This window comes from Achromobacter sp. FW305-C-30-7, assembly GCF_058783105.1.
In genome coordinates this window covers 810748-833239 of record NZ_JBYSYI010000001.1, presented here as the reverse complement: position 1 = coordinate 833239, position 22492 = coordinate 810748, and the positions used below count along the sequence as shown (strand labels likewise).

17 protein-coding genes are annotated in these 22492 nt (G+C 66.7%); all 17 read right to left on the bottom strand.

Annotated elements, in window-relative coordinates; genetic code table 11:
* Nucleotide 1: 1 nt before the first annotated feature.
* The gene (locus AC3WOB_RS03900) at nucleotides 2–568 is read right to left on the bottom strand and encodes a WG repeat-containing protein (RefSeq protein WP_492274254.1); all 567 of its coding nucleotides are present in this window, start codon (nucleotides 566–568) and stop codon (nucleotides 2–4) included.
* A gap of 39 nt (nucleotides 569–607) precedes the next feature.
* Nucleotides 608–1585, bottom strand: a complete 978-nt coding sequence (locus AC3WOB_RS03895) for a Bug family tripartite tricarboxylate transporter substrate binding protein (RefSeq protein WP_492274253.1) — start codon at nucleotides 1583–1585, stop codon at nucleotides 608–610.
* A 74-nt stretch (nucleotides 1586–1659) separates the two neighbouring features.
* A complete protein-coding gene (gene tcuB, locus AC3WOB_RS03890) occupies nucleotides 1660–2889 on the bottom strand; it encodes a tricarballylate utilization 4Fe-4S protein TcuB (protein ID WP_492274252.1) in 1230 nt (409 codons plus the stop codon).
* Nucleotides 2876–4291, bottom strand: coding sequence for an FAD-dependent tricarballylate dehydrogenase TcuA (gene tcuA, locus AC3WOB_RS03885; RefSeq protein ID WP_492274251.1), 1416 nt, complete (start codon nucleotides 4289–4291; stop codon nucleotides 2876–2878). The genes tcuB and tcuA overlap by 14 nt, the downstream gene beginning before the upstream one ends.
* Before the next feature lie 77 nt (nucleotides 4292–4368).
* Nucleotides 4369–5295 carry a LysR family transcriptional regulator gene (locus AC3WOB_RS03880; RefSeq protein ID WP_013396277.1) on the bottom strand — a complete coding sequence of 309 codons (927 nt, stop codon included), beginning with the start codon at nucleotides 5293–5295 and terminating at the stop codon, nucleotides 4369–4371.
* Nucleotides 5296–5357: 62 nt separating this feature from the next.
* Nucleotides 5358–6266, bottom strand: a complete 909-nt coding sequence (locus AC3WOB_RS03875; protein WP_013396278.1) for a c-type cytochrome — start codon at nucleotides 6264–6266, stop codon at nucleotides 5358–5360.
* Complete coding sequence (locus AC3WOB_RS03870) at nucleotides 6259–7605, bottom strand: c-type cytochrome (RefSeq protein ID WP_492274250.1); 1347 nt, start codon at nucleotides 7603–7605, stop codon at nucleotides 6259–6261. The genes AC3WOB_RS03875 and AC3WOB_RS03870 overlap by 8 nt, the downstream gene beginning before the upstream one ends.
* Before the next feature lie 215 nt (nucleotides 7606–7820).
* Nucleotides 7821–8519, bottom strand: a complete 699-nt coding sequence (locus AC3WOB_RS03865) for a glutathione S-transferase N-terminal domain-containing protein (RefSeq protein WP_454696445.1) — start codon at nucleotides 8517–8519, stop codon at nucleotides 7821–7823.
* 99 nt (nucleotides 8520–8618) lie between these two features.
* Complete coding sequence (locus tag AC3WOB_RS03860; RefSeq protein ID WP_492274249.1) at nucleotides 8619–9530, bottom strand: DUF6708 domain-containing protein; 912 nt, start codon at nucleotides 9528–9530, stop codon at nucleotides 8619–8621.
* 17 nt (nucleotides 9531–9547) lie between these two features.
* Nucleotides 9548–12184: a T6SS effector BTH_I2691 family protein gene (locus AC3WOB_RS03855; protein WP_454696447.1), complete on the bottom strand. Its 2637-nt coding sequence runs from the start codon at nucleotides 12182–12184 to the stop codon at nucleotides 9548–9550.
* Nucleotides 12174–13019 (bottom strand): DUF4123 domain-containing protein, encoded by an 846-nt coding sequence (locus AC3WOB_RS03850; RefSeq protein WP_492274248.1) that lies wholly within the window; start codon nucleotides 13017–13019, stop codon nucleotides 12174–12176. Before AC3WOB_RS03850 ends, AC3WOB_RS03855 begins: the two co-directional genes overlap by 11 nt.
* 17 nt (nucleotides 13020–13036) lie before the next feature.
* On the bottom strand, nucleotides 13037–15739 hold the full coding sequence (locus tag AC3WOB_RS03845) for a type VI secretion system Vgr family protein (RefSeq protein WP_492274247.1): 2703 nt from the start codon (nucleotides 15737–15739) through the stop codon (nucleotides 13037–13039).
* A gap of 14 nt (nucleotides 15740–15753) precedes the next feature.
* Complete coding sequence (tssH, locus tag AC3WOB_RS03840) at nucleotides 15754–18453, bottom strand: type VI secretion system ATPase TssH (RefSeq protein WP_492274246.1); 2700 nt, start codon at nucleotides 18451–18453, stop codon at nucleotides 15754–15756.
* Nucleotides 18454–18471: 18 nt separating this feature from the next.
* Nucleotides 18472–19563, bottom strand: coding sequence for a type VI secretion system baseplate subunit TssG (tssG, locus tag AC3WOB_RS03835; protein ID WP_492274245.1), 1092 nt, complete (start codon nucleotides 19561–19563; stop codon nucleotides 18472–18474).
* Nucleotides 19527–21365: a type VI secretion system baseplate subunit TssF gene (gene tssF / locus AC3WOB_RS03830; protein WP_492274244.1), complete on the bottom strand. Its 1839-nt coding sequence runs from the start codon at nucleotides 21363–21365 to the stop codon at nucleotides 19527–19529. The genes tssG and tssF overlap by 37 nt, the downstream gene beginning before the upstream one ends.
* A 54-nt stretch (nucleotides 21366–21419) precedes the next feature.
* Nucleotides 21420–21905: a type VI secretion system baseplate subunit TssE gene (gene tssE / locus AC3WOB_RS03825; protein ID WP_173145517.1), complete on the bottom strand. Its 486-nt coding sequence runs from the start codon at nucleotides 21903–21905 to the stop codon at nucleotides 21420–21422.
* A 62-nt stretch (nucleotides 21906–21967) separates the two neighbouring features.
* The gene (locus AC3WOB_RS03820) at nucleotides 21968–22471 is read right to left on the bottom strand and encodes an Hcp family type VI secretion system effector (protein WP_006395404.1); all 504 of its coding nucleotides are present in this window, start codon (nucleotides 22469–22471) and stop codon (nucleotides 21968–21970) included.
* Nucleotides 22472–22492 lie beyond the last annotated feature (21 nt).

The following is a 22492-nucleotide window of genomic DNA, read 5'->3' as shown; positions in this document are numbered from 1 at the left end:
CTCAGCGCTTTCTCGCGGCTTCCAGTTCGCTGCGCAAGGATGCCGCGTCCGGCCGCAGAGGCAGCACCAACGCGCCCTTGCGGTCGATCGCGCCCCAATCGCCGCCGACCACCACCGAGTGCTCGCCTTCCGGCACGATGACGCAACGGCTGCAGACCGCGGCCAGGCCGCCGCTGAAAGGCTCGGCCCACGCATAGGAGGTGGCCAGTGCCAGGTTCAGCTGCTTGTCGTAGTACGCCATGCCTTCCGGCCGGCGCCCGCGCGCAAGCCCTTCCTCGAACTCGTCCGGGCCATTGTCGTACGTGATCACCGGCACCGACCGGCCGTCAGGCCGCACCCAGCGCCAGGCTTCGCCGACGCCTGCGGGCGTCAAGCCATCGTCGCCGAATTGCATCCGGCGCAGGATCTCGGGATTGAAGACGATGCCGCCGTTTTCCTCGCGGGCGCAGTGTTCCACGATGTCGAACACGCCTTCGTCGGTCTTGTCCGAATAAATGCAGGAAAGCTCGAAGGCGGCGGCGTTACCCGACGCCAGGACCAGCGTCGTAAGCAGGGCAGTTATCAGCATGCGCTATTCTAAGATACCGCCCCCGGCATGCCACCGGCCTCAGTTCGCGGTCGCGCCCGAGTCCTTGACCGCCTTGGCCCACGCCGCGATCTCGCTCTGGATGAAGGCGCCAAACGCCGCGGTGTTCAGGCTGGAAGCCTGCGCGCCCTCCTCCATCAGGCGCTGCTTGACGGCCGGCGCCGCCAGCGCACCGCTCAGGGCCTGGTTCAAGGTGGCGACGACGGCATCGGGCGTGCCGGCCGGCGCGACGATGCCGTGCCACGACACGGCCTGAAAGCCCGGCAGGCCCGATTCCGCCATGGTCGGAATATCCGGCATAGCGGGCGAGCGCTGCGGCGACGTGACCGCCAGCGCGCGCAGCGTGCCTGCCTTCACGTGCGGCAGCACGCCAGGGATGGTGGTGAACATGAAGTCGATCTGGCCGCCGATCAGGTCGGTGATGGCGGGGCTGCCGCCCTTATAGGGAATGTGCGTGAACTGGAGCTTCGCGGCGCTCTTGAACATCTCGCCAGCCAGGTGGCCGGGCGTGCCCGCGCCGGCCGATCCCATGTTGATCTTGTCGCCCTGCGACCGGATATAGGCGACCAGCTCCTGCACGTTCGCGGCCTGCACCTGCTTGCCCACCACCAGCACGTTGGGCACCGTGGCCAGCAGCGTGACGGGCGTGAAGTCCTTCACTGCGTCGTAGGAAATGCGCGAATACAAGGACGGGTTGATGCCATGCGTGCTGGCGGTGGCCAGCAACAGCGTGTAGCCGTCGGGCGCGGACGTGGCCACCTGTTTGGCGGCGATGGTGCCGTTGGCGCCGCCCTTGTTGTCGATGACGATGGTCTGCCCCAGGGTCTTGGCGGCCTCGGCCGCGACGGTGCGCGCCAGAATGTCCGAGGTGCCGCCCGCGGAATGCGGCACCACCAGCGTGATCGGCTTCGTGGGGAAGGACTGGGCTTGCGCCGCCGGCAAGGCCGGCAGCAGACAGGCGGCCAGCGCGGTGCGCGCCAGCAAGGAAGTACGGAACATTGAAGTCTCCTGGTTTGTTATCGGTCGCGGCGCCGTCGGCGGGCGCCGTCAAATCCCCGCGACTACGCGGCCCTTCAGTCCGAGCCCAGCTGCAGCTTGTTGGGCTGGCGTTTCTCGATGGCCCATTTCAGCAGCGCGGCAGAACGGTAGATGCCATGGGCGAACTTGCCGTAGGGCAAGGTCAGGAACAGCGCCATCACCACGCCCAGATGAATCGCCAGCAGCAGCGCCATCGCGCCGCCGTCGCGGCCGGCCAGCAAGGCCAGGCCGGTGGCGCTGGTCAGGAACAGCAGCGCAATGAAGCCGCGGTCCATGGGTTTTTGCGCCGCGTCGCCCTGCTGCGGATGGCGCTTGAAGTTCAACCACAGCAGCCCCGCCGGCCCGATCAGCAGGCCGATGCCGCCCGTCGTGCCCAGCAGCACCGGCGCGCTCCAGAACGGATACGGCGCCTGCAGGTCCAGCAGATAGTGGTACAGCGTCGCCACACAGGTAGCGGCGAAGCACAGCATGAACCCATAGAACGTGAAGTGATGGAACCGGCGGCGCCACAAGGTGAAGGCGTCGTCCGCGTTGTTGCAGCCCTTGCCATGCCCCCCATCCAGATAGCGCAGCCGCAGCGCGTCGTGCGCCGCCTCCGCTACCGCGGCGCCCGTGGCCGCCCCCGGGCTGACATTGCGCCAGAAGCGCGTCACGCCCACGCCCAAGGCCAGCATCGAGAATCCGAACACCACGCCGAACATCAGCGCCAGCGTGTTGTGCGGAAACACGGCATAGAAGTTGCCGGCCATCGGCTCGTGGAACAGGCCGCCCGCCATCAGTACGGCCAGCGTCAGGAACAGCGCCAGACCGGCGGCGGTCGCCAGCGACAACACCAGGCCATTGCGCTTGTACAGCGCGCCCAGCGCCGCGGGCCAGGCGTAATCGGTGTAGGTCTGCATCCGGACCCGGGCCATGGCCTGCGGCACGTTCACCGCGAACTCGTGCGGCGGCGCGTACTGGCAAGCGTGCAAACAGGCGCCGCAGTTGTGGCACAGATTGGCCAGGTAGTTCAGATCGGCTTTGCCGAATTCCAGGCGGCGGGTCATGGCGGGAAACACCGCGCAGAATCCTTCGCAATAGCGGCAGGCGTTGCAGATCTGCATGACGCGGGCGACTTCGGTTTCATCGCCGGTCAGAAGCTCCGCCTGGGGCTTGGCCTGTTTGCCTAGCCAGCGCACCGGCTGCTCGGCCATGACGGGCGCCGCCTCGGCATGCGGCGTGGAAAAGGACTGCGCCTCGCGCGCCAGGGCTTCAAGCTGCTTCATATCGTGCTTCCGCGTGGTGCCGGCCGCGCGCGGCGGCGGCGGCCCGGGTGCCGGCGATGCGGCCGAAGGCCGTGCCGATGGACATGCCCACCCCGGCCGTATAGCCCTTGCCCAGCACATTGCCAGCCATCATTTCGCCCGCGACGAACAGGTTGTCGCTGGGCATGTCGTTGAACCGGACCGCGGCGGTGTCATCCACCTTCAGGCCCAGGTAGGTGAAGGTAATGCCGGGCCGCAAGGCATAGCCATAGAATGGCGCGGTGTCGATGGACCGCGCCCAGTGCGTCTTGGCCGGCGCCAGGCCCTCGGTATGGCAGTCGTCCAGCGCGGTGTGGTCGAACTTGCCGACGCGGCAGGCCGCGTTGTAGTCGCGCAGCGTCTGCTCGAACACCGCCGGATCCAGCCCCAGCTTCACGGCCAGTTCCGGCAAGGTGTCGGCCTGCACGCCCGGGAATACCGGCGGCATGAAGCGGCCCACGGCCTTGGCGTCGATGATGGAATAAGCGATCTGCCCCGGCTGCATGGCCGTCAGGCGACCCCAGATGGCGTAACGCTTGGGCCAGAAGTCCTCGCCTTCGTCATAGAAGCGGCGCGCCTCCCGGTTGACCACCACGCCCAGCGACACGCAGTCGATGCGCGTGCAGATGCCGCCGTCGTACAGCGGCGCGCGCGCGTCGATGGCCACGCAATGCGACTGCGACGGATCGCCGATGCTGTCCGCGCCCGCATCCAGCATGAACTTCAGCAGCACGCCCATGTTGTAGCGGGTGCCGCGGATCAGGAAATTGTCGGCCGGCCATTCGCCGCGTTCGTTCTGGCCCCAGGCCTCGCGCAGCCACTCGCGGTTGGACTCGAAGCCGCCGGCCGCCAGCACACAGGCGCGCGCCTCGATGCGCTCAGCGCCGATGCGCGCGGCCACGAAGCGCCCGCCGTCCAGCTCCAGCGAGTCGACCGGGGCGTCGTAGCGGATCTGCACGCCCAGCGCCTCGGCACTGCGGTAGTAGGCGTTGACCAGAGCCTTGCCGCCGCCCATGAAGAAAGCGTTGGTGCGCGCTACGTGCAGCGCGCCCGACAGCGGCGGCTGGAAATTCACGCCGTGGCGGCGCATCCAGTCCCTACAGGTGGAGGATTCGCGGATGACCAGGCGCGCCAGATGCTCGTTGGTCAGCCCGCCCGTCACCTTGAGCAGGTCCTGCCAGTATTCTTCCTCGGGGTAGGCCTCGATCAGCACGTCCTGCGGCGCATCGTGCATGCAGCGCAGATTGCGCGTGTGCTGCGAGTTGCCGCCGCGCCACTCGCGCGGCGCCGCTTCCAGCAGCAGCACGCTGGCGCCGGCCTCTCGCGCCATCAGGGCCGCGCACAGCGCCGCGTTGCCCCCTCCCACCACCAAGACATCGACCATGCCATTGTTCCTCTTCCAAGGAACGGACTGTAGCGAGCAAGCGCACCCGCCGATATCAGCCAGGCGTCAACAGGTCTTCATGAATCGTGAAGGGTCACCACCGGCCATTTGCCCGCGCGCGCCAGCGTGCGCGAGACATCCGCCAGCACCAGGCGGGCAGCCAGGGCCGCGGGCGACAGCTCGTCCTCGGACAGGCTGGCCAGCAGATTGGGACGGTACAGGTGGGCGTCGTCGATGCGCGCCATGTGCAACTGACCCGGCGCGATCCGCGCCATGGCGGAACTGGGCTGGATGGTGGCCACATGACCCAGCTGCACCACGTCCATCAGCACCGGCAGGCCATCCACCTCCACCGCCACCAGCGGCGCGCGACCCGACTGCTGGTACGCGTGGTTGACCAGCGCGCGCAGCCCGTGGCGTCCGCTGGGCAGGACCAGCGGCAGATGCGCAATAGCTTCGATGCGGGTGGTGTCGCCTGCCGGCAAACCCGGCATGCCGGGATGGGCCAGCAGGAACAGCGGCTCGTCCAGCAAAGGCGTAATGCTCCAGCGCCGCGCGGATTCGGCCTGGAACACGATGGCCAGGTCCAGCAGGCGGCCGTTGAGCATGTCGCTCAAATGGCCCGACAGCGCCTCCACCAGATGCAGGCGGATGTCGGGATAACGCTCATTCATGGCTTGCACGAAGGGCGCGCCGAGGATGGCGGCGGTGGTGGAAGGCAGGCCCACGCTGACGTGGCCCGCCAGCCTGGCCTGCTGCGCCGCGTGCACCGCATCGTCGGCGTGGCGCAGCGCCAGCTGCGCCTGGCGGAAAAACGCCAGCCCCGCGTCGGTGGGCTCCACGCCGCTGGCGCTGCGCCGCAGCAGCCGGGTGGACAATTCGCCCTCCAGCCGGCTGATCTGCTGGCTGAGCGCCGAGGTCACCATGCCGATGGACTGCGCGGCGCGGCCGATGCTGCCCGCCTCCACGACGCGGACGAAGTAACGCAGTTGGCGCAGTTCCATGGGCGGCCCCGGCTTTCCATAAGGGATGACAGGGCCGATTGTAGAGGCTGGGCGGCGGCGCCTCAGTAGCGCGCGTCCTTCGGTTTCTTGCCTTGCGGCCAGTCCTTGTCCTTGCCCGCGAAATCCGGGCGCGGCATGTGGGTGAAGTATTCAGCCACGTCCACCGCGTCCTGGTCCGACAGCACGCCGCCCTCGCCCCAGCTGCCATGCGTGTTCACGCCCATCGGCATGCTGTTGCGGATGAAGGCCGCGGCCTTGTAGGTGCGCGCCAGGCCCGCGCCGATATTGAAGGACTCGTCGCCCCACAAGGGCGGAAAGGCGATATCGCCCGAATGGTCCTTCTTGCCCTCGCCATTGGCGCCGTGGCAGGACGCGCATTGGGCCGCATACAGGCTCTTGCCGCGCACCGCGTCGGGCACGAGCTTGGTGTCTATCGGCCAGGCGTTCTCGATCTGCACCTTGGCGCCGTGCGGCACGTCCTGGGCCAGCCACTTCATGTAGGCGATCATGGCCTGCATTTCCGCCGAGTCCTTCTCCAGCGGCTTGCCGTTCATCGAACGCATGAAGCAGCCGTTGATACGATCCTCCAGCGTCACCACCCGGTTGGCGCGCGGATTGAACTGCGGGAACGAATTGACCGTGTTGATGTAGGGCGCACCCAGCGGCTTCTTGCCACCCTGCACGTGGCAGCTATTGCAGTTCAGGCTGGCGCCCGTGTTCTGCGGCAGCAGGCGACGCGTCTCGGTCAGGAGACGCTTGCCGTAGTTGATCTGGTCCGCGTTGGGCTGCGCGGCGATCTGGGTGTCCGCTGGAATGGTGTAGTCCGGCAGGCGCTTGCCGTCCTTGTCCAGCACCGGGAAAGTGCTGCGCGCGCCTGGCGCCGCGGCCTCGGGTTCGGCCGTGGCAGCCGTCCAGCCGCCCACGGCGATGGCAGCTGCCAGCAGCGCGGCGATCCTGATGTGCTTACTCATGCTTGCCTCCGCCGATGTTCGGCTTCTTGCTGGCCAGGAACTCGCGGATATGCGCGACGTCCTTCTCGCCGATCGCGGGCGCCTGGTTGGTCCATCCTGTGCGGATGAAATTGATCACGTCTGTGATATCGCGGTCGCTCAGGTGCTTGAAGCCCGGCATCGCGAACGTCATGGCATCCGTGTCGTTGGATGGCATCCTGCCGCCTTCCAGCGTGATCTGGATGATGGACTGTGGGTTCTGCGCAAACACCGCCGAATTGCCCGCCAGCGCCGGGAAAATGCGCGGCATGCCCTGCCCGTCGGCACGGTGGCACACCACGCACTGCTCCGCGTAGATGACCGCGCCGCGCGAGTCGTAGCGGCCGTCGCGCAGGGATGCGGTGGTGCTGTCGGCCTTGGGCGGGAAGGCGGCGAGCTTGCCGCCGGTCGCAGGCAATTGCTTCAGGTAGGCCGCGATGCTGGCAAGGTCGCCATCGGTGAAATAGCGCGTGCTGTGCTCAACCACGTCGGCCATCGCGCCGAATGCCGCCACCTTGTCGGTGCGGCCCGTCTTCAGGAACAGTTCAATGTCTTGCGCGCTCCACGATTGCAGGCCTTGGGCCTCGCCGCGCAGGCTCTTGGCGCGCCAGCCGTCGATCACGGCGCCGGACAGGAAGGCGTCGCCGTCCGCCAGGGACAGCGCCTGTTCCTGGTAGGCCAGGCCGCGCGGCGTGTGGCAGGCGCCGCAGTGGCCCGGGCCTTCGACCAGATAGGCGCCGCGCACCAGCTTTTCATCGGCGCCGGCCGGGGCCGCGAACTCGCGCTTGCCCGCGAACAGCAACTGCCACCAGGCCATGGGCCAGCGCATGTTCAGCGGCCACGGAATGGTGGAATCCGCGCTGGGCTGGCTGACGGGCTCCACCTGCGACATGAAGTAGGCGTACAGCGCCTGGACGTCCGCGTCCGGCATGATGGCGTACGAGGGATACGGCATGGCCGGATACAGCGGCGTGCCGTCCTTGCGGATGCCGTACTGAACCGCGTTCTTGAAATCCGCGTAGCTGTAGCCGCCGATACCCGTCTGCTTGTCGGGCGTGATGTTCGACGAATAAATGGTGCCGACCGGCGTCTGCATCGCCAGGCCGCCCGCGAAGGGCTTGCCATTGGGTACGCTGTGACAGGCCACGCAGTCGCCCGTGCGCGCGATGTAGGCGCCGGCTTCGGCCAACCGCCTGTCGTTGACGTCGACGGACGCCACCGCGTCGGCCTTGCGATTCGCGGTCAGCAACTGCGCGCCGCCGATGGCCAGGCCCGCAGCCGCCAGCAGGCCCACCGCGACCTTGATCCCGATCCTCTTCATTACTGCCCTCCGTTGCACGCTGGGCAGCGTGCACGTCGGGGTGTTCGTACGGCCTGTCCAGCTTATGGAGGAAGCTTACGCCTTTCAGTAATAAGTTAATGACCGAAAAACATATAACTTGCGGGCTTGTTTGATTTGCCGCAAGCCCGCAGCGGACGACGGGAAACCGCAAGCACGCGGCCGCTCAGGCAGCGGCCGCGCAGCCGCCCCCCGACTCAGGCGGGTATCGTCAGGCCCCGGGCCACCGCCGGGCGGGCCACGAAAGCCTCCAGCACCCGTGCAACATTCTTGAAGCGCGAGAACTCCACCAGCTCGCCCGCGCCATAGAAGCCCACCAGATTGCGCACCCAGGGCAGGATGGCGATATCGGCAATGGTGTATTCATCGCCCATTACCCAGTCGCGCCCCGCCAGCCGTTGGTCCAGCACGTTCAACAGGCGCTTGGACTCCTCCGCATACCGGTCGCGCGGACGCTTGTCCTCGTAGTCCTTGCCGGCGAATTTGTGGAAGAAACCCAGCTGGCCGAACATCGGGCCGATGCCGCCCATCTGGAACATGATCCACTGCAGCGTCTCGTAGCGCCCCGCCGTGTCCGCCGGCAGGAACTTGCCCGCCTTGCTGGCCAGGTAGATCAGGATCGCGCCAGACTCGAACAGTGCCAACGGCTTGCCGTCGGGGCCATTGGGATCGAGGATGGCCGGAATCTTGTTGTTCGGGCTGAGCGACAGGAACTCGGGGGAAAACTGGTCCCGGGCGTCGAAGCTGACCCGGTGGACCTCGTAGGGCAACCCGGTCTCCTCCAGCAAGATCGACACCTTCACGCCGTTGGGCGTGGGCAGCGAATACAGCTGGATGCGGTCGGGGTGCCGGGCGGGCCACTTCTTGGTGATGGGGAAGGCGCTGAGGTCGGTCATGCGGGGGGCTCCAGGGGGAGGGGCGGAATGGTCGGGGTAATCCTAGCGCAAATCCGCCTGGCGCAAATACAGGCGCCCGCGCCGCCGCAGGGGCCGCGCCTAGCGCAGATCCTCAGGATTCATCGACGCGTCGCGCACGTATTTGTCGCCCGGCTCAGGCTGCAGCGTAGCCTCGATCTCCGGCGGAAACGCCGGGATCTTGCTGGTCTGCATGACTGCCCAGCGCATGATGGCGTGCAAGTAGTTGAACGGCATCATCATCAGATACATGAAGCCCGGACTTTGCGCGTCGTTGGCGAAAACGCGCTCTTTGGAAAAGGCGAAGCTCTCGCGCTTGCCGTCCACCGGCATGCAGTACAGGACCGCGTCCAGCACCGCCTGCGGGCCTTCCTCCATGTAACGGCGCAGGAACTCCCAGTGCGAATAGGCGTTCTCCACGCGGCTGGTGGCGATGCAGAAGGCGAAGGTCTCCTGCACCGTGACGCCGTCCTCGGCCAGGATCAGGCCGCGTATGTCCCAGTTGAGCCAGCCGAACGTGCCCTTGCCCCGGCCCAGCGTGAAGTAGATCTTGTCCCAGGGCGCGGTCAAAACGGTGCCATCCAACCGGAACACATGCACCAGACGGTGCTTGCGATCCAGCGCAATCGGATAGTAGGTCCAGCGGAACATCTCCTTGCACGCGACCCAGGCGCCAGCCAACCCCAGCGCGGCGAACATCGCCATGCCGAAGAAGATCGCCTCCCAGAGGCCATTCTCATTGGGCACGTTATCCACCACCAGGATCCAGGCCAGCATCAGGATGCCGCCCACGCCAAAGGCCACGCCTATGGCCCCGATCAAGGCGATGAAGCCCCGCCAGCCGTACCAGCGGTCCACCGACAGCAAGCTGTTGGAATTCATCTTCACGACGCAGAGCTGCGCCAGCAGCGGGACGTCGAGACGTTTTTTCTGCAGCAAGCGATGTTCACGGTCGAATTCCGACAATGGACGGTCGTTGGGGAATCTGGACATCAGCCCCGTGAAGTCCATCACGACCCTCCCAGCGCCACGCGCAGGCTGTTCATTTCTTGCTGTACTCCATAGTAATAATCGGTCCCGGACTGGCCCTGCAGCTTGCCCCACAGGCAACGCTTGAGCCATTCATCAATCTTGTTGCCCTTGAATTTTTCAATCAGTATCGCCACGATGATCAGGAGCACCGCCGCGATCAGACCCACGACCGTGGCGGACAGGGCGAACGCACCGATCACGACCAGGCTGAGGATACCTGAGGCCATGTACAGGCCGCCCATCAGGCCGTTCTTCTCGATCACGAATTGGTCCTTGGCGGACTTGAGGTCGAACACTGCCATGATGACGCCGGTGACGACCCCGATGCGGCCGCCCCAACGCACCAGTAGCGAGCCCGTGGTTTCCAGTCCCACGCCCATGCCCAGCCGCATGCCGGCGGCCTGCCGGGACTTGAGCGCCACACCCAGCACGTCGGCCACCGAACCGCCCGCCGATGCGATGCCAACCACGAATTTCCAGCTCGCGTCGCTGCGTTCGTGCGGCATGGCCGACTCCAGGTCGCTCCAGAGTTTGTATACCGCCAAGGTCTGGAACAGGCAGCCGACAACGCCGACCCGGACGTCCGTATTGATCGCAGTGCGCCAGCGCGACAGCTCCCTGGCTTCGTATTCCTCGACCGTCATGGTCGTCTGCGCCAGGGCGCGGGCCCGGTCGCCGGCCCGCAAGTCCGACGACACATTGGCTGCGGCATCCCTGTCCACCAGCATGAACCAACGCTTCTTGTCGGTGCCCTCCAGCTGTTCGCCGCGCACTTCCAAACGCCGTAGCTCATCGGCCACCGCCTGCTCCATCTGCCGCATGTTCACTTGGCTGCCATGCTGGCGCAGGACCTCGCGGATCAACGCGGCGCGGAATGCCTTCTTCCCGCCTTCGACCTCCACGATCGCCACGTTCTGCCGCGCCAGCAGGCCCACGTACATCGCCAGCTTGCGTGCGACGCCGCTATCCACGCCCATCTTGAGCACCTGCACCACCGGCCCCATGAGCTGCTCCAGCAGGCGCGCGGTCTTGTCCATCTGCCCTTCGCTCAGCACCTTGAGTCCGGTCTTGTAGGCCTCGTGCAGATTGCCCCAGGGAATCGCTTTCCAGTCGAGGGCAGCCTCATGCGCCTCAACCACTTTCTTGACCACGAAATCCTGGTTGTGGAACATGGCGCGCAGCAGCAGGTTGCGCGTGTCGTCCGGCTCTCCCTGCAACCAGTCCGTATACTGCTTGAAGCAGATGCGCTTGTCCTGGGTTCCGTCGATGCACAAGGCGAAGACTGTCTGGTAAACCTCGCCGCTGTCCGCGCTATTGGAGTCGTAGTTGCACTCGAACGAATCCAGCGTTTTCTGGCATGTGATCCAAGCGACGTGCGCCTTTGCCAGGGGCACGATGGTCGCAGCGTCAAATTTCGCCAGGCGCTCGTCGAACCCTTTCTGCCACGCCCTGCGCGCGTTCTCATCGTAGTTTTCGCAGTACTTCTTCCAGGCGTCCCAGCGCACCGTTGCGCGCTCCTGCTCGGTCGGATGGCGATAGTTCTCCGCCTCGGCCATACGCTGCTGCTTGTTTTCGGGCATCAACCAGTCCGCCAGTAGCTGGCCTACCGCCAGCCCGCCCGCGCCCGCGCCTCCCGGGCCGGCTCCCATACTCGGGGTCGTCGTACCATAGACCGAGTGGTTGATCGCATCCCGGCCTCGCTGCTCCAGGAAGTCGCTTTCGGCCGATTGCATGATGATTTCGCTCAGCGACTCAATCGACTTCGACACGGTCAGCGGACGCAAGTCCTCCTTGTTCGAGACGAAATCGTCAAAGCGGATCCGCATCAGCCGCGCGATATCCTGCAGGATGCCGGTACTGTCCGGCAGCGCCAGCATCAGGCCCTTGCCGGGCAGGAACGCCTCTGCGGCGTTCTCGATCATTTCCCCCATCCAGCCCTTCACGTCGTAATAGCCGACGGTGCTCCAACCCAGGAACTGCTGCTTCTGATGTTGATCCAGATCGCGCTTGCGATGCACCTGGTAGTCGGCGGCTGTGTCCTTCAGAGTCTTGATGCTCTTGGCATTCGCATGCTTGCCGCTGCTGAGCCAAGCCTGCACATCGAACTTGAACATGTGCCGCTCGCGCATGTCGGCGCCCTTCTTGCCCTTGTGCGCCTTGCACACATCCTTGGTCCACTGCACGTCCGAATATGCCAGCCAGACATAGGTCGCCTTTTTGGCGTTCGGAATGGTCAGCAGCGAAGCCTTGGCTTCGTGGTCCATCGTGCAAGTAAAGGTCCGGTCGCAGTCTTGCACCGGCTTGTCGAGATCGAAGTTGTACAGGGTGGCGTTTTCGTTGACGTAGTAACCCTTCAGTTCAGAGCGCGCTTCGTCATAGACGTACAGATAGCCCGGGCGCAGCAGGCGCACGCCATAGCGCGCGCTGTCGCCCAGGGGCCTCTCGGCGAGCTGCGGCATGTTCAGGTCGCCGTCCAGCGCCGGAAAGGCGCCGTCGTTCTTCAGCACCGCGTAGCGCAGCGGCATGATGGGCAGGCCGATCCGGTGAAACGGGCAATCCTCCCCGCAATCCAGCGACGAGCGCTTCTTCCCGCAGTTCTTTGCATCATCGGCCATCGGGCTCTCCAGTTCGTTCCATATCCGCGCGCACGCTGGACCAATCTTCATCAGACAGATCCTGGACCGCAGCAAGGTAGGGGTAATCATCTTCGGGCCGCATTGCTGCCAGGCAGGCGCGTACCCGCTCGTGGCGGTGGAAGGCGGGGTGCACGTCCAGGCCATGCCGTGCAAACGCCTTGCGTTCCTGCGCCGTCGCCAGGCCCAGCTCTCGGGCCGTGCGGAAATGCGCCATCACTGCCTGGCCCAGGGCGACGCGCCCGTCGGGCTCCAGCGTGTCCAGATCTGACAGCACTTCATTCAGGGCCTGCATCTGGGTCAAGGCAAAGGATTGCTCCACGCCCAACTTCGGGCGCGCCGCCGCCTCGGCGTCGGGGCGCGCCACGGCGCACCATGCGCCGTCCAGATGAAACACGAAGCGCTGCACCGGCCCGCAAAGCCAGGCCAGCTGCGCCGGGTCCAGCATCCATGGCAGCTGGACCAACACGCGCGGGTCGAAAAAACGGAAGAAGCACGGCCCCTGGCCCGCGATGTCGACGATCATCCGCGACCGCAGATGCGCGGCAACGGCATCGGCGGGCTGATCGGAGTGAAGCAACAGCCCGAGCCAGAGATCCGCGCCATCGAGCAGAGCCTGATTCAGGCTGGCCAGCGCCTGCGCCTTGTCCGCCGCTGGCATGGCGGACAGATCCACCAAGCGGGGCATGAGGCCCGGCATTTTCCGCAGCGCCGGCGGCACCAGGGCTTCGGCCTGGACGCAGGCCGGCACGCCGGGCGTCCGTTCATCCTGGATGAGGCCAAAGCCATAGGCGTTGAAGGCCTGGTAATCGAGCATGCAGCCGTCCTCCCGCCTCAGCCCAGCGGCACCACGGCGCCGCCCCGCTGGGCCGCGCCGCGCACCCGGGCTTCGCACAAGGGACTGGCTTCGTTGAAGGCCAGATTCGCCTGGCTGCTTTCCGGGCCGACCCAGTTGTGCACGCCGGCCTTCAACTCGACCTTGCCCGGCGCATGCAGCTGAATGCCGCCGCCTTCCACCCGCATGTAGGCGCCGCCCGCCGTTGCCAGCACGCGCTTGGCCGCCTGCACGGTCACACCGGCCTGCGCCGAGGCGAAGGTCACTGCCTTTTCGGCGGACAGCGTCATCTTGGCGTCCTGGCTGTGCAGGCGCAGCTTGCCGCCGGCCGCATGCAGCAGCAGTCCCTGGCCCTGCACCGGGCTGCCGCCAGGAGCCTTGCGTCCCAGAGTGAACAGCACCGCGCCGCCCGCCACGCCCATCGCAAGGTTGGCGCTGCCGACCCAGTTCACGTCCGGCGCCACCTGCGCCAAGGTCGCGCCGGCCACGAGAAATGCGTCGGCCGGCGTGTACTGCCCAATGCCGCTGGGCGCGCTCACCTGGAGCTGCGGTTCGCTATAGGCCGCGACGGGCTCGCCTTCGGGCGCGTCCTGTTTCGCATCGATCACCTCCAGCACGTGCTTCAGCGCGTCCTGCGCCGGCAGCGTTTCCGGATCGCCTTCCAGCACGGCCTTCTGCCGCGTTGCCGCCTGCGCCAGTTCCTCGGCCGCGCGCATCGCGTTCTCGATCTGCAGGCCCGCCTCCTCGCTATCCAGCAGCGCGCCCTTGGCGTTCTTGCGCGCGTCCGCGCTGATCAGCAGCCCCGCGCCGCCGCGCAGCGCCACCGCCTCGCGGGTCGACAGTTCCGCGCCGTGGCCCAGGTCCTGCAGTCTTTCGTTGTCGCGCTGCTGCTTGATGTGTCCCAGGTTCAGGCGGCTCTCGGCCTGCGTGGTCGAAGCCGTCAGGCGCGCCTGTCCCGGCGTGTCGTCGTGCACCAGCTGGTTGTAGCCGCCGGTGCCTTGCCCGCTGCTGGCGAGCGCCTGCGTCTTGAAGCCGGACATCACCACGTTGTGCGCATGGCCGTCGGCGCCGCCGGCGAACCAGGCGGGCGCGTTGCCGGTAGCGTTGGCGGCGCCGCCCTGCACCTGGTTGTGCGACGCGTCCTCGGCGCCCGCGCCGTTGTAGAGCGCGCCAACCACCACGGGACGGTCGATGTCGCCGTGCAGGAACTCGACCAGCACTTCCTGCCCGACGCGCGGCACGAAGTTGCCGCCCCAGTCGCCGCCCGCCACGGGCTCCGCGACGCGCACCCAGGTGCCCAGCTCATCCTTGGCGGGCGCGTTCTCGTCGCCCGAGGGATGTTCCAGGCGGCTGCTGGAGGCCTTGCCACGCTGCCAATGGAACTGCACTTTGACGCGATGATCGCGATCGGTATGCACCGGCGCTTCCGCGCCCACCACCAGCGCGGTCTGCGCGCCGTACACGGTGGGCCGGGGATGCAGGCGCTCGCCATGTCCGTCGCGCGTGGCCTTGCGGAATTCAGTATCGATGCCGATGCAGGTAAAGGTGTTGCGGTAGAAGTCGGCCTCGGCCGCTTCCGGACCGCTCTCGCCCAGCGCCTCGCGCACGGCGCGGCCCAGGTCCTCGTCGAAATTGTTGCGGGCCTCGTGCCGCACGGCGATCGCCACGTAGTCGGACCCGCCCTGCTGGTAGTGCCCGGTCAGTTCGAAGCGCTGGCCTGGCGCCAGCGTGCGCACGGTGCCCGCACCCTCGCAGCTGTCCTGGCCCACGCGCAGCGCGGCCAGCGCAATATGCGCCAGGCGTTCGCCCTGCGCGCTGTCCTCGTAGGCGTACTGGCCGGGATAGTCGTTGACGACCAGATCCATCGCGCCCTTCGAGGCGCCGCCATCGACCTGCGCCGCTACTGGTCTGGCCTGGGCGCTGCGGTAGTCCCAGCTGGCCATGCGCACCGCGTTGGTCTGCCAGCGCGCGCGCCGGCTCCACTGCTGGATGCTGTCCTCGGTCTCCGTGACATCGGCGCGTGCGAAGCGCACGCTGGCCTGCGGGCCGGGCTGGAAGGCGCCGTTATGGTCGGCGATGATCAGCGTGTGGCTGTCCTCGCCTTCGCCGGCCTCGTGCTCCACCCAGTAGAACAGCCCCTCTTCGGCCAGCAGACGCTCGACGAAGGCATGGTCGGTCTCGCGGTACTGCACGGTCAGGCTGCGCTTGGCGTACGCGGCGCGGTCCTTCACCACCCAGCGCCACTGCGGCGCGAGACCCCCTTGGTCCTTATAGTCGCCAAAGATGCTGTCGACGATTTCAAAGACCGTCTTGTCCTGATAGGCAAAGCTGTCGCGGCGCGCGCGCAGAAAAGCGAGCCAGGGCTCCAGCGTCAGTCCGTAGCGCGCCATACCACCGTTGGCGCCCTGGAACTGCGCCGCCGTGATGTAGCCGTTCCAGACGCGCGGCTGGTCGCGGCCCAATGCGGTCTGCAGGCGCAGGGTCGCCGGTTTTCCCAGCAGTTCGGACAAGGGAATGCCGGCATCGTCGGACAGGGCGGTCAGTTCGAGCCGGAACGCGCCGTCCGACAGGGTTTCCCTGGCGGATAGCGTTTCCGCCACGAGCCGGTTCGCACCCAACGGCGTACGCAAATCGAGCAGGCGATTGGCCTGATCGACCGACGCGATCGACATTCGGGAAAGGCCGGTGTTGTCCAAAGGCATGTCAGGCTCCGGCGTCAGGCAAGGCGATAGCGGAAATCGCCGTTCTTGCCGGCGGTCACGCGGATGCGGGCGATGGCCTCGCTCTGCGCCATGCGGCCCAGCACCTGCTCGGCGATCTGCGGCAACAGCGTGCCGTTCAGGATGTGGTCGACATTGCGCGCGCCGGTATCCACCTCGGTGCAACGCGCCAGCACGGCCTCCACCAGCGCCTCGTCCCATTCGAACAGGGCGCGGTGGTTGGCCTGGACCCGCTGCGCGATACGTCCGAGCTTCAGCCCGATGATGCGGGCCAGCGCGTCGTCATCCACCGGGTAGTAGGCGATGGTCTTCATGCGGCCCAGGAACGCGGGCTTGAAGGCCTTGTACAACTGCGGCGTCAACAGTTCCTGCAAGGCCTCGGGGTCGGGCCGCTCTTCGGCGTTCTTGTTCAGGCACGCCTGCATGATGGCCGACGAGCCGACGTTGGACGTCAGGATGATGAGCGTGTTGCGGAAGTCGATCTCGCGCCCTTCGGCATCATCCATCACGCCCTTGTCGAACACCTGGAAGAACAACTCCAGCACGTCCGGATGGGCCTTCTCGATTTCATCCAGCAGCACCACGCTGTAGGGTTGGCGGCGCACCGCCTCGGTCAGCACGCCACCCTCGCCGTAGCCCACGTAGCCCGGCGGCGAGCCCTTCAGGCCCGATACGCTATGGGCCTCCTGGTACTCGCTCATGTTGATGGTGACCAGCTTGCGTTCGCCGCCGTACAGCACATCCGCCACGGCCAGCGCGGTTTCGGTCTTGCCCACGCCCGAGGGGCCGATGAAGAGGAACACGCCCTTGGGCTTGTTGGGATCTTCCAGGCCGGCGCGCGCGGTGCGCACGCGCTGGGCGATGGCATGCAGCGCATGGTCCTGGCCGATGACGCGCTCGGCCAGCAGGGGCTGCAGTTCCAGCACCGTGCGGATTTCGTCGTTGACCATACGGCCCAGCGGGATGCCGGTCCAGGCCGACACGATCTCGGCGATGACTTGCGCGTCCACGAAGGCGGGCACCAGCGGCGCCTCGCCCTGCAAGGCGCGCAGTTGCTGCTGCAATTCGGCCAGTTGCGCCTGGCCGGGCGTGGCGGCGGGTTCGGCCGCCTTGCCCGAGCGGCGCTTGCCGGCGGGCTCTGGCGCGGCGTCTACGCCCGCCGCCTCCAGTTCCTCGCGCAATGCGTGGATCTGCCTGACCAGTTCGCTCTCCTGCGCCAGCCGCGCTTCCGCGTCCGTCAGCGCGGCGCGCGTGGCGTCCATTTCCAGGTCCAGTTCGCGCAGGCGCGCGGACTGTGCCGCGCCCGCCGCGGCTTCCCGGCGCAAGGCGGCACGCTCGGTCTCCAGGCGCGCCAGGCGGTGGCGCGCGTCGTCGATCAGCGCCGGCGTGGCGCTGCGGCCCAGGGCCACGCGCGCGCAGGCCGTGTCCAGCACGCTGACGGCCTTGTCCGGCAGTTGGCGGCCGCTGATGTAGCGGTGCGACAGGCGCGCCGCGGCGACGATGGCCTCGTCCAGCACGCGCACGCCGAAATGCTGCTCCATCAGCGGCGCCATGCCGCGCAGCATGCTGGCGGCCAGTTCCTCGCTGGGCTCTTCCACCTTGACGACCTGGAAGCGGCGCGCCAGCGCGGCGTCCTTCTCGAAGTACTTCTTGTATTCGCTCCAGGTGGTGGCGGCGATGGTGCGCAGCTCGCCACGCGCCAGCGCCGGCTTGAGCAGGTTGGCCGCATCGTTCTGCCCGGCCTGTCCGCCCGCGCCTATCATGGTGTGGGCTTCGTCGATGAACAGGATGATGGGCGTGGAGCTCTGTTTGACCTCGTCGATCACATTCTTCAGACGGTTTTCGAATTCGCCCTTGACGCTGGCGCCAGCCTGCAGCAAGCCCATGTCCAGCGTGCGCAGCGCCACGCCGGCCAGCGCCGGCGGCACGTCGCCCGCCACGATACGCAGCGCCAGCCCTTCCACCACCGCCGTCTTGCCCACGCCGGCTTCGCCGGTCAGGATGGGATTGTTCTGGCGGCGGCGGGTCAGGATATCGATCATCTGGCGGATCTCGGCATCGCGGCCGATCACCGGGTCGATCTTGCCCTCGCGCGCCCTTTCCGTCAGGTTGGCGGTGTACTGGTCCAGCGCCGGCGTCTTGGACAGGCCGGCCGCGGCGGCCGCGCCATCCTGCCCGGCGTCGCCCGCCGGGCTGTCGCCCAGCGCCACCGACTGACCCGCCTCTTCGGAGCCCGCCGTCAGCGCGGCGTAGTCATGCTTCAGCTCGTCCAGGCGGAACGATTCGAACAGGCGCGAACCGCGCCGCGCCAACTGGGCCAGATCCGGTTCGGTCAGCAAGGCCAGCAGCAGATGGCCGGAACGGATGCGGGTGGTCTGCGTGTCCAGCGAGGCGATCAGCCAGGCATGCTCGAACAGCCGCGGCAGATGCGGCGAGAACACCGGCGTGCGCGTGTTGCCATTCTTGAAGCCGCGGATCTCGGCGTTCAGGTCCGCTTCCAGCACCGACGACTCGATGCCGCTGCGCCGCGCCACGATGCTGAAATCGCTGGCCGGCTTTTCCAGCAGCGCCAGGAACAGGTGTTCCAGGTCCACCTCGTAGTGCCCCTGGGCCATGCACAGGCTGGCAGCGCGCTCGGCCGCCTGGCGGCAGGTCTGGTTGAGCTTTCCAATCAGGGTCTTCAAGGGTGTGGCCATGTTCTAGGTCGTCTAGTCTTAATGAATGGTGTGCAATTCGTAGCTGGCGTCGTCGCGGTCGGACGCCACGGCCTCGGTGCAAAGAAAGGAATTCCAACCCAGGCGCGCGCCGCCGCCTTCGCCCAGCACGCTGCCGCCCACGTCTTCCTTGGCCATCACCAGCCGCACCTCGTACTCGAAGCTCATGCCGCCGAACATGGTCAGGAGCTTCTCCAGCGCCTGGGCGCGCGCGCCGCCAGGCAGGAAGTCGGTGAACGCCTCTTTGGACAGTGGGCCGATCCACAGCCGGATGCGCATATCGCGTTGCCAGATGCGGTCGCCGGCCATGGCGGAGACGCCCAGCACCGCGCCGGGCATGCCCAGCTGCGTGCGGTTCTGCGGCGGTACGTGATACCAGCGCCCGACGAATTGCTCCACCCGCAGCGCCACCTGGAAATAGTCCCCCAGCACGCGTTGCAGATAAGTCGCCGAGACCGGCCGCTGGCGCGCCGCCGCGGCGTAGTGCGCCAGCGATTCGTCGAATACCCGGCCCTGTCCCGATTGCAGGCGGTCGCGCAGCGCCGGATGGCCTATGCCTCCCAACGCCAGCAGCAGCGGCAGGTAGTGATGGTCCTGTTCGGTCTCGTGCCGCACGGGCATGCGGTACTTTTTCCAGGCAGCGTAAAACAGCGCCGCCGCCCGGTTGGAGAAAATATCGAAGAAGGCGCGCGCACCGCGGTCGCGCCGCGAACTCTCGCGGGTGCTCAGGATCTCGGTGTAATGCAGCGGCATGGCGCCCTGCGCGCCCAGCAGGCCGAAGAACGCCGGCTCGATTTCCACCCGGCCCAGGTTGCCTGCCGCCAGCGCCGCCAATCTTGACTCGGTGTCCTCCAGCGCCTGGCCTTGCTTGTCATAGGCCGTCAGCGCCGCGATCTCGCTGGCGGGAAAAGCCAGCGACGACGAATTCAGGAAACGCAGGTGCGTGGTCACGGCATTGCGCGCGCGGCTGCCTTCCTGCCGGGCGAACCACGACTCCAGCACCCGCACGGCCTGGAAGAACTTGAAGCGCTGCGGCTCGGCCAGCAGCGATTCGATTACGCTAGGATCGCGTCGCCGTTGCATGGAGCGCACCGTAGGATTTCGTCCGCGCCGCGGCGCGACAGCACGACCAGCTGCACGAAGCTGTTGGCGTGCACGTAGAGGCCGAAGAAGCGGTTGATCACCGCCACGAAGGCATGCAGGCTGGTGCCGACGAAGTTGTCTTCGTTGATCGTGAGCCGGATTTCAATGCCGCGCACGAAGGTCGCGAAGGGCTCGCCGGGCATCCAGTGCGTGGCGGGCTTGTAGTCCAGTCCGACCAGCCCTTCAATCTGGCGCGCCGCCACCGCGGAATGCGACAGGTCATACAGCCGCAGCGTTTCCTTCAGCGCGGGCAGACCGCTATGCACCAGCGACAGATGGTTCAGCGCCAAGTGGGAAATGAGCCGCCAGTGCGCCGCCCGCCCCTGCTGGAAGCGGTGCGTGTGCGTGGGCCGGCGCAGCATGCGGATTTCGCGCGCGATCGAACCGCCTTCCAGGAACAGGTCGCCGCCCGGCTGCCCCACCGCCAGATGCGCGGGCAGGTCGCGGTTGGTGCAGGTCAACTCCAGGCTCAGGGTCTCGGTCTGCGGCAGCGAAGGATCGAAATCGATGTCCACGATGGACAGTTCCATTTCGTAGCCGGGACTGCGCTCGGCCACCATGGAATTGCGCCGCGCGGTCCAGTAATGGCTGGCGCCATCGGGCGTCTCGCCATGATGCAGCGAATAGAAGGGCCGGAACTCCACCACCGAATCGCCCTGCGCGTTCTGCCGTACCTGGCGCACGCGGTCGATCGAATAAATCTCGTAGCCATAGGCGCGGCGCGCGTCCGCCACCACCGGATAGGAGGCCTGCGCATGGGTGACGCGGATGGGGTCGGCGCGCTGCGCGAACAGATTGACGACGGGCGTGCAGCCCAGCCGGAAGTTGTCGGACGAGGCCGATTCCAGCAGACGCGCCGTATTCGAGTCGGCGCGCCCCCCCTTCAACGCCAGGTGCAGCGTGATTTCGCGCACCGGACCCGCCGCGCGCCGCAGCGCCGCCAGATCGATGTCGACGAAATTGAATTTCTCGGAGAACGCGAAATACTCGGCCAGCAGCCGGTAGGCGGGATGCGAGCTGGCCGGGAAGTCGATCAGGGCTTCGTCCTCGGACAACCCCACCTCTGCCAGCGGCACGTCCTGCATGCGGTTCCAGCGGCCCGGCTGCGTTTCCAGATAGGCCGCAGCCGTGCGCAAGAACAGACAGTCCCGCAGCGCGGCCACGAACGAGGGCTCGCCATGCAGGTAGACGCGCAGGCGGTCCACCGCCAGGTTTGAAAAGTTCTGGGTCTCGGCCAGGCAGGCCAGTGTCAGCGACAGCCGGCCCGTCACCCCTGCCGGCAGGCTGGCCGCCGATGGCGCGTTGGCCGTGGCGGCGAACACCGCCTGGCGGATGCTCACCGGCGCCAGGGTCACGTCGTATGCCGTGCGGAAGCGGCACGCGACGCCGCGCACGGGATGCGATTTCAGTTCCGTGCCGCGCGCCATGCGCACGGGCGCGGTCAGTTGCGAGGCCATGCCGCCCATGTCGAACTGCGCCACCGAGCACGACGGGAACGGACGCAGGTAGTGCGGATACATCACCTCGAACAGCGCTTCCGTGAACTCCGGATAGTCGTCGTCCAGTTTCTTGTTGATGCGCGCGCCCAGCAGGGCGAACGATTCGATCATCCGCTCGACGTGCGGATCCTCGCAGGTTTCGCCGGACAGCCCGAGCCGCGCGGCGATCTTGGGATAGCGCTGCGCAAAATCGCGCGACGAACCGCGCAGAAAACCCAGTTCGCGTTCGTAGTAAGGCAGCAGTTCTTCCATCTTTCCCTTCTTCGCTGGCGGCATGCCGTCAGCGCCCGCGTGCATGGTTTGTTATCAGGCGGCGGCCGCGGCCTTGGCCCGGCCCTTGCTCACCGAGTACTGCAAGGTCGACGGCTGCAGCGTCGCGTCGAACGTCACTGGCTCGTGGGCAGGCCCCACGTCCAGCATCGCGGTAATCGCGAAATACAGCACCGAGGTCGCGCGGCTGTCCACCTGCAGCAACACCCGCACATGCGTCAGGCGCGGCTCATGGCGGGCGATCGCCTGCTCCAGCGACCGGCAGATGAACTCGCGGTCGTAGTGGCTGGCCAGGCTCAGGCCGGAAAAATCCGACAGGCCATAGGTCAGGATGGACCGCTGGCAATTCGGATAGCGCTTGAGCGAGTCTTCGGTGAAGACCATGCGCGTATTGAGCAGGGCCTCGATGTCGCGCGCGACCGTTTCCTTGATTTCTTCCACCGACAGGCGTCGCAGCGCATGCGGTGTCTGCCCGTCCCCGTCGAACAGCTTGTCGAACAGGCTGGGTTCGAATCCCTTCATCGCGGCCTCATTGGGCAAAGGCGCCGGACCGGCCGGGGCCTTTGCCGTTCATGCGGTCAGGTTCAGACCGAGTACGTCTTGTCGTTCTTGGTGAGGCTCCATGCACCCTGGGCATTGCCGCCCTGGTTACCGCCCACCTTCTGCTGCGTGTACTTCCACTGCACCGCGGCGTACTTCAGCGAGAACGATTCGTGCGGCAGGCCTTCGCTGACGACTTCCGGCGCCACGCGCGAGATGATCACGTACTTGAGCTTGATTTCCAGGTACTTGACGCGGTTGCCTTCGCCGTCGGCGCGCAGGAAATCGATGGTCACTTCGTCGAAGGTGGTGCCGCCGGACGCGTGCTGATACAGCAGCGGGCTGACCACGTCCAGGTCCTTGGTGAAGACCATCTCGCCGTGCTCGGTGCGCTCGGCGGTATGGCCACCGGAGGTGGAGGCGGTAGCCGAACGCGGCTGGATGATCTCATGGCGCCATGATCCGACTTCAATCCAGTCCGGATGGTCCTTGTCCTGCGACTCGCCCTTGAGTGCGGGATTGCCGAATTTGACGTAGATGTCCTTCATTAATAGCCTCTCCAGTTAAAA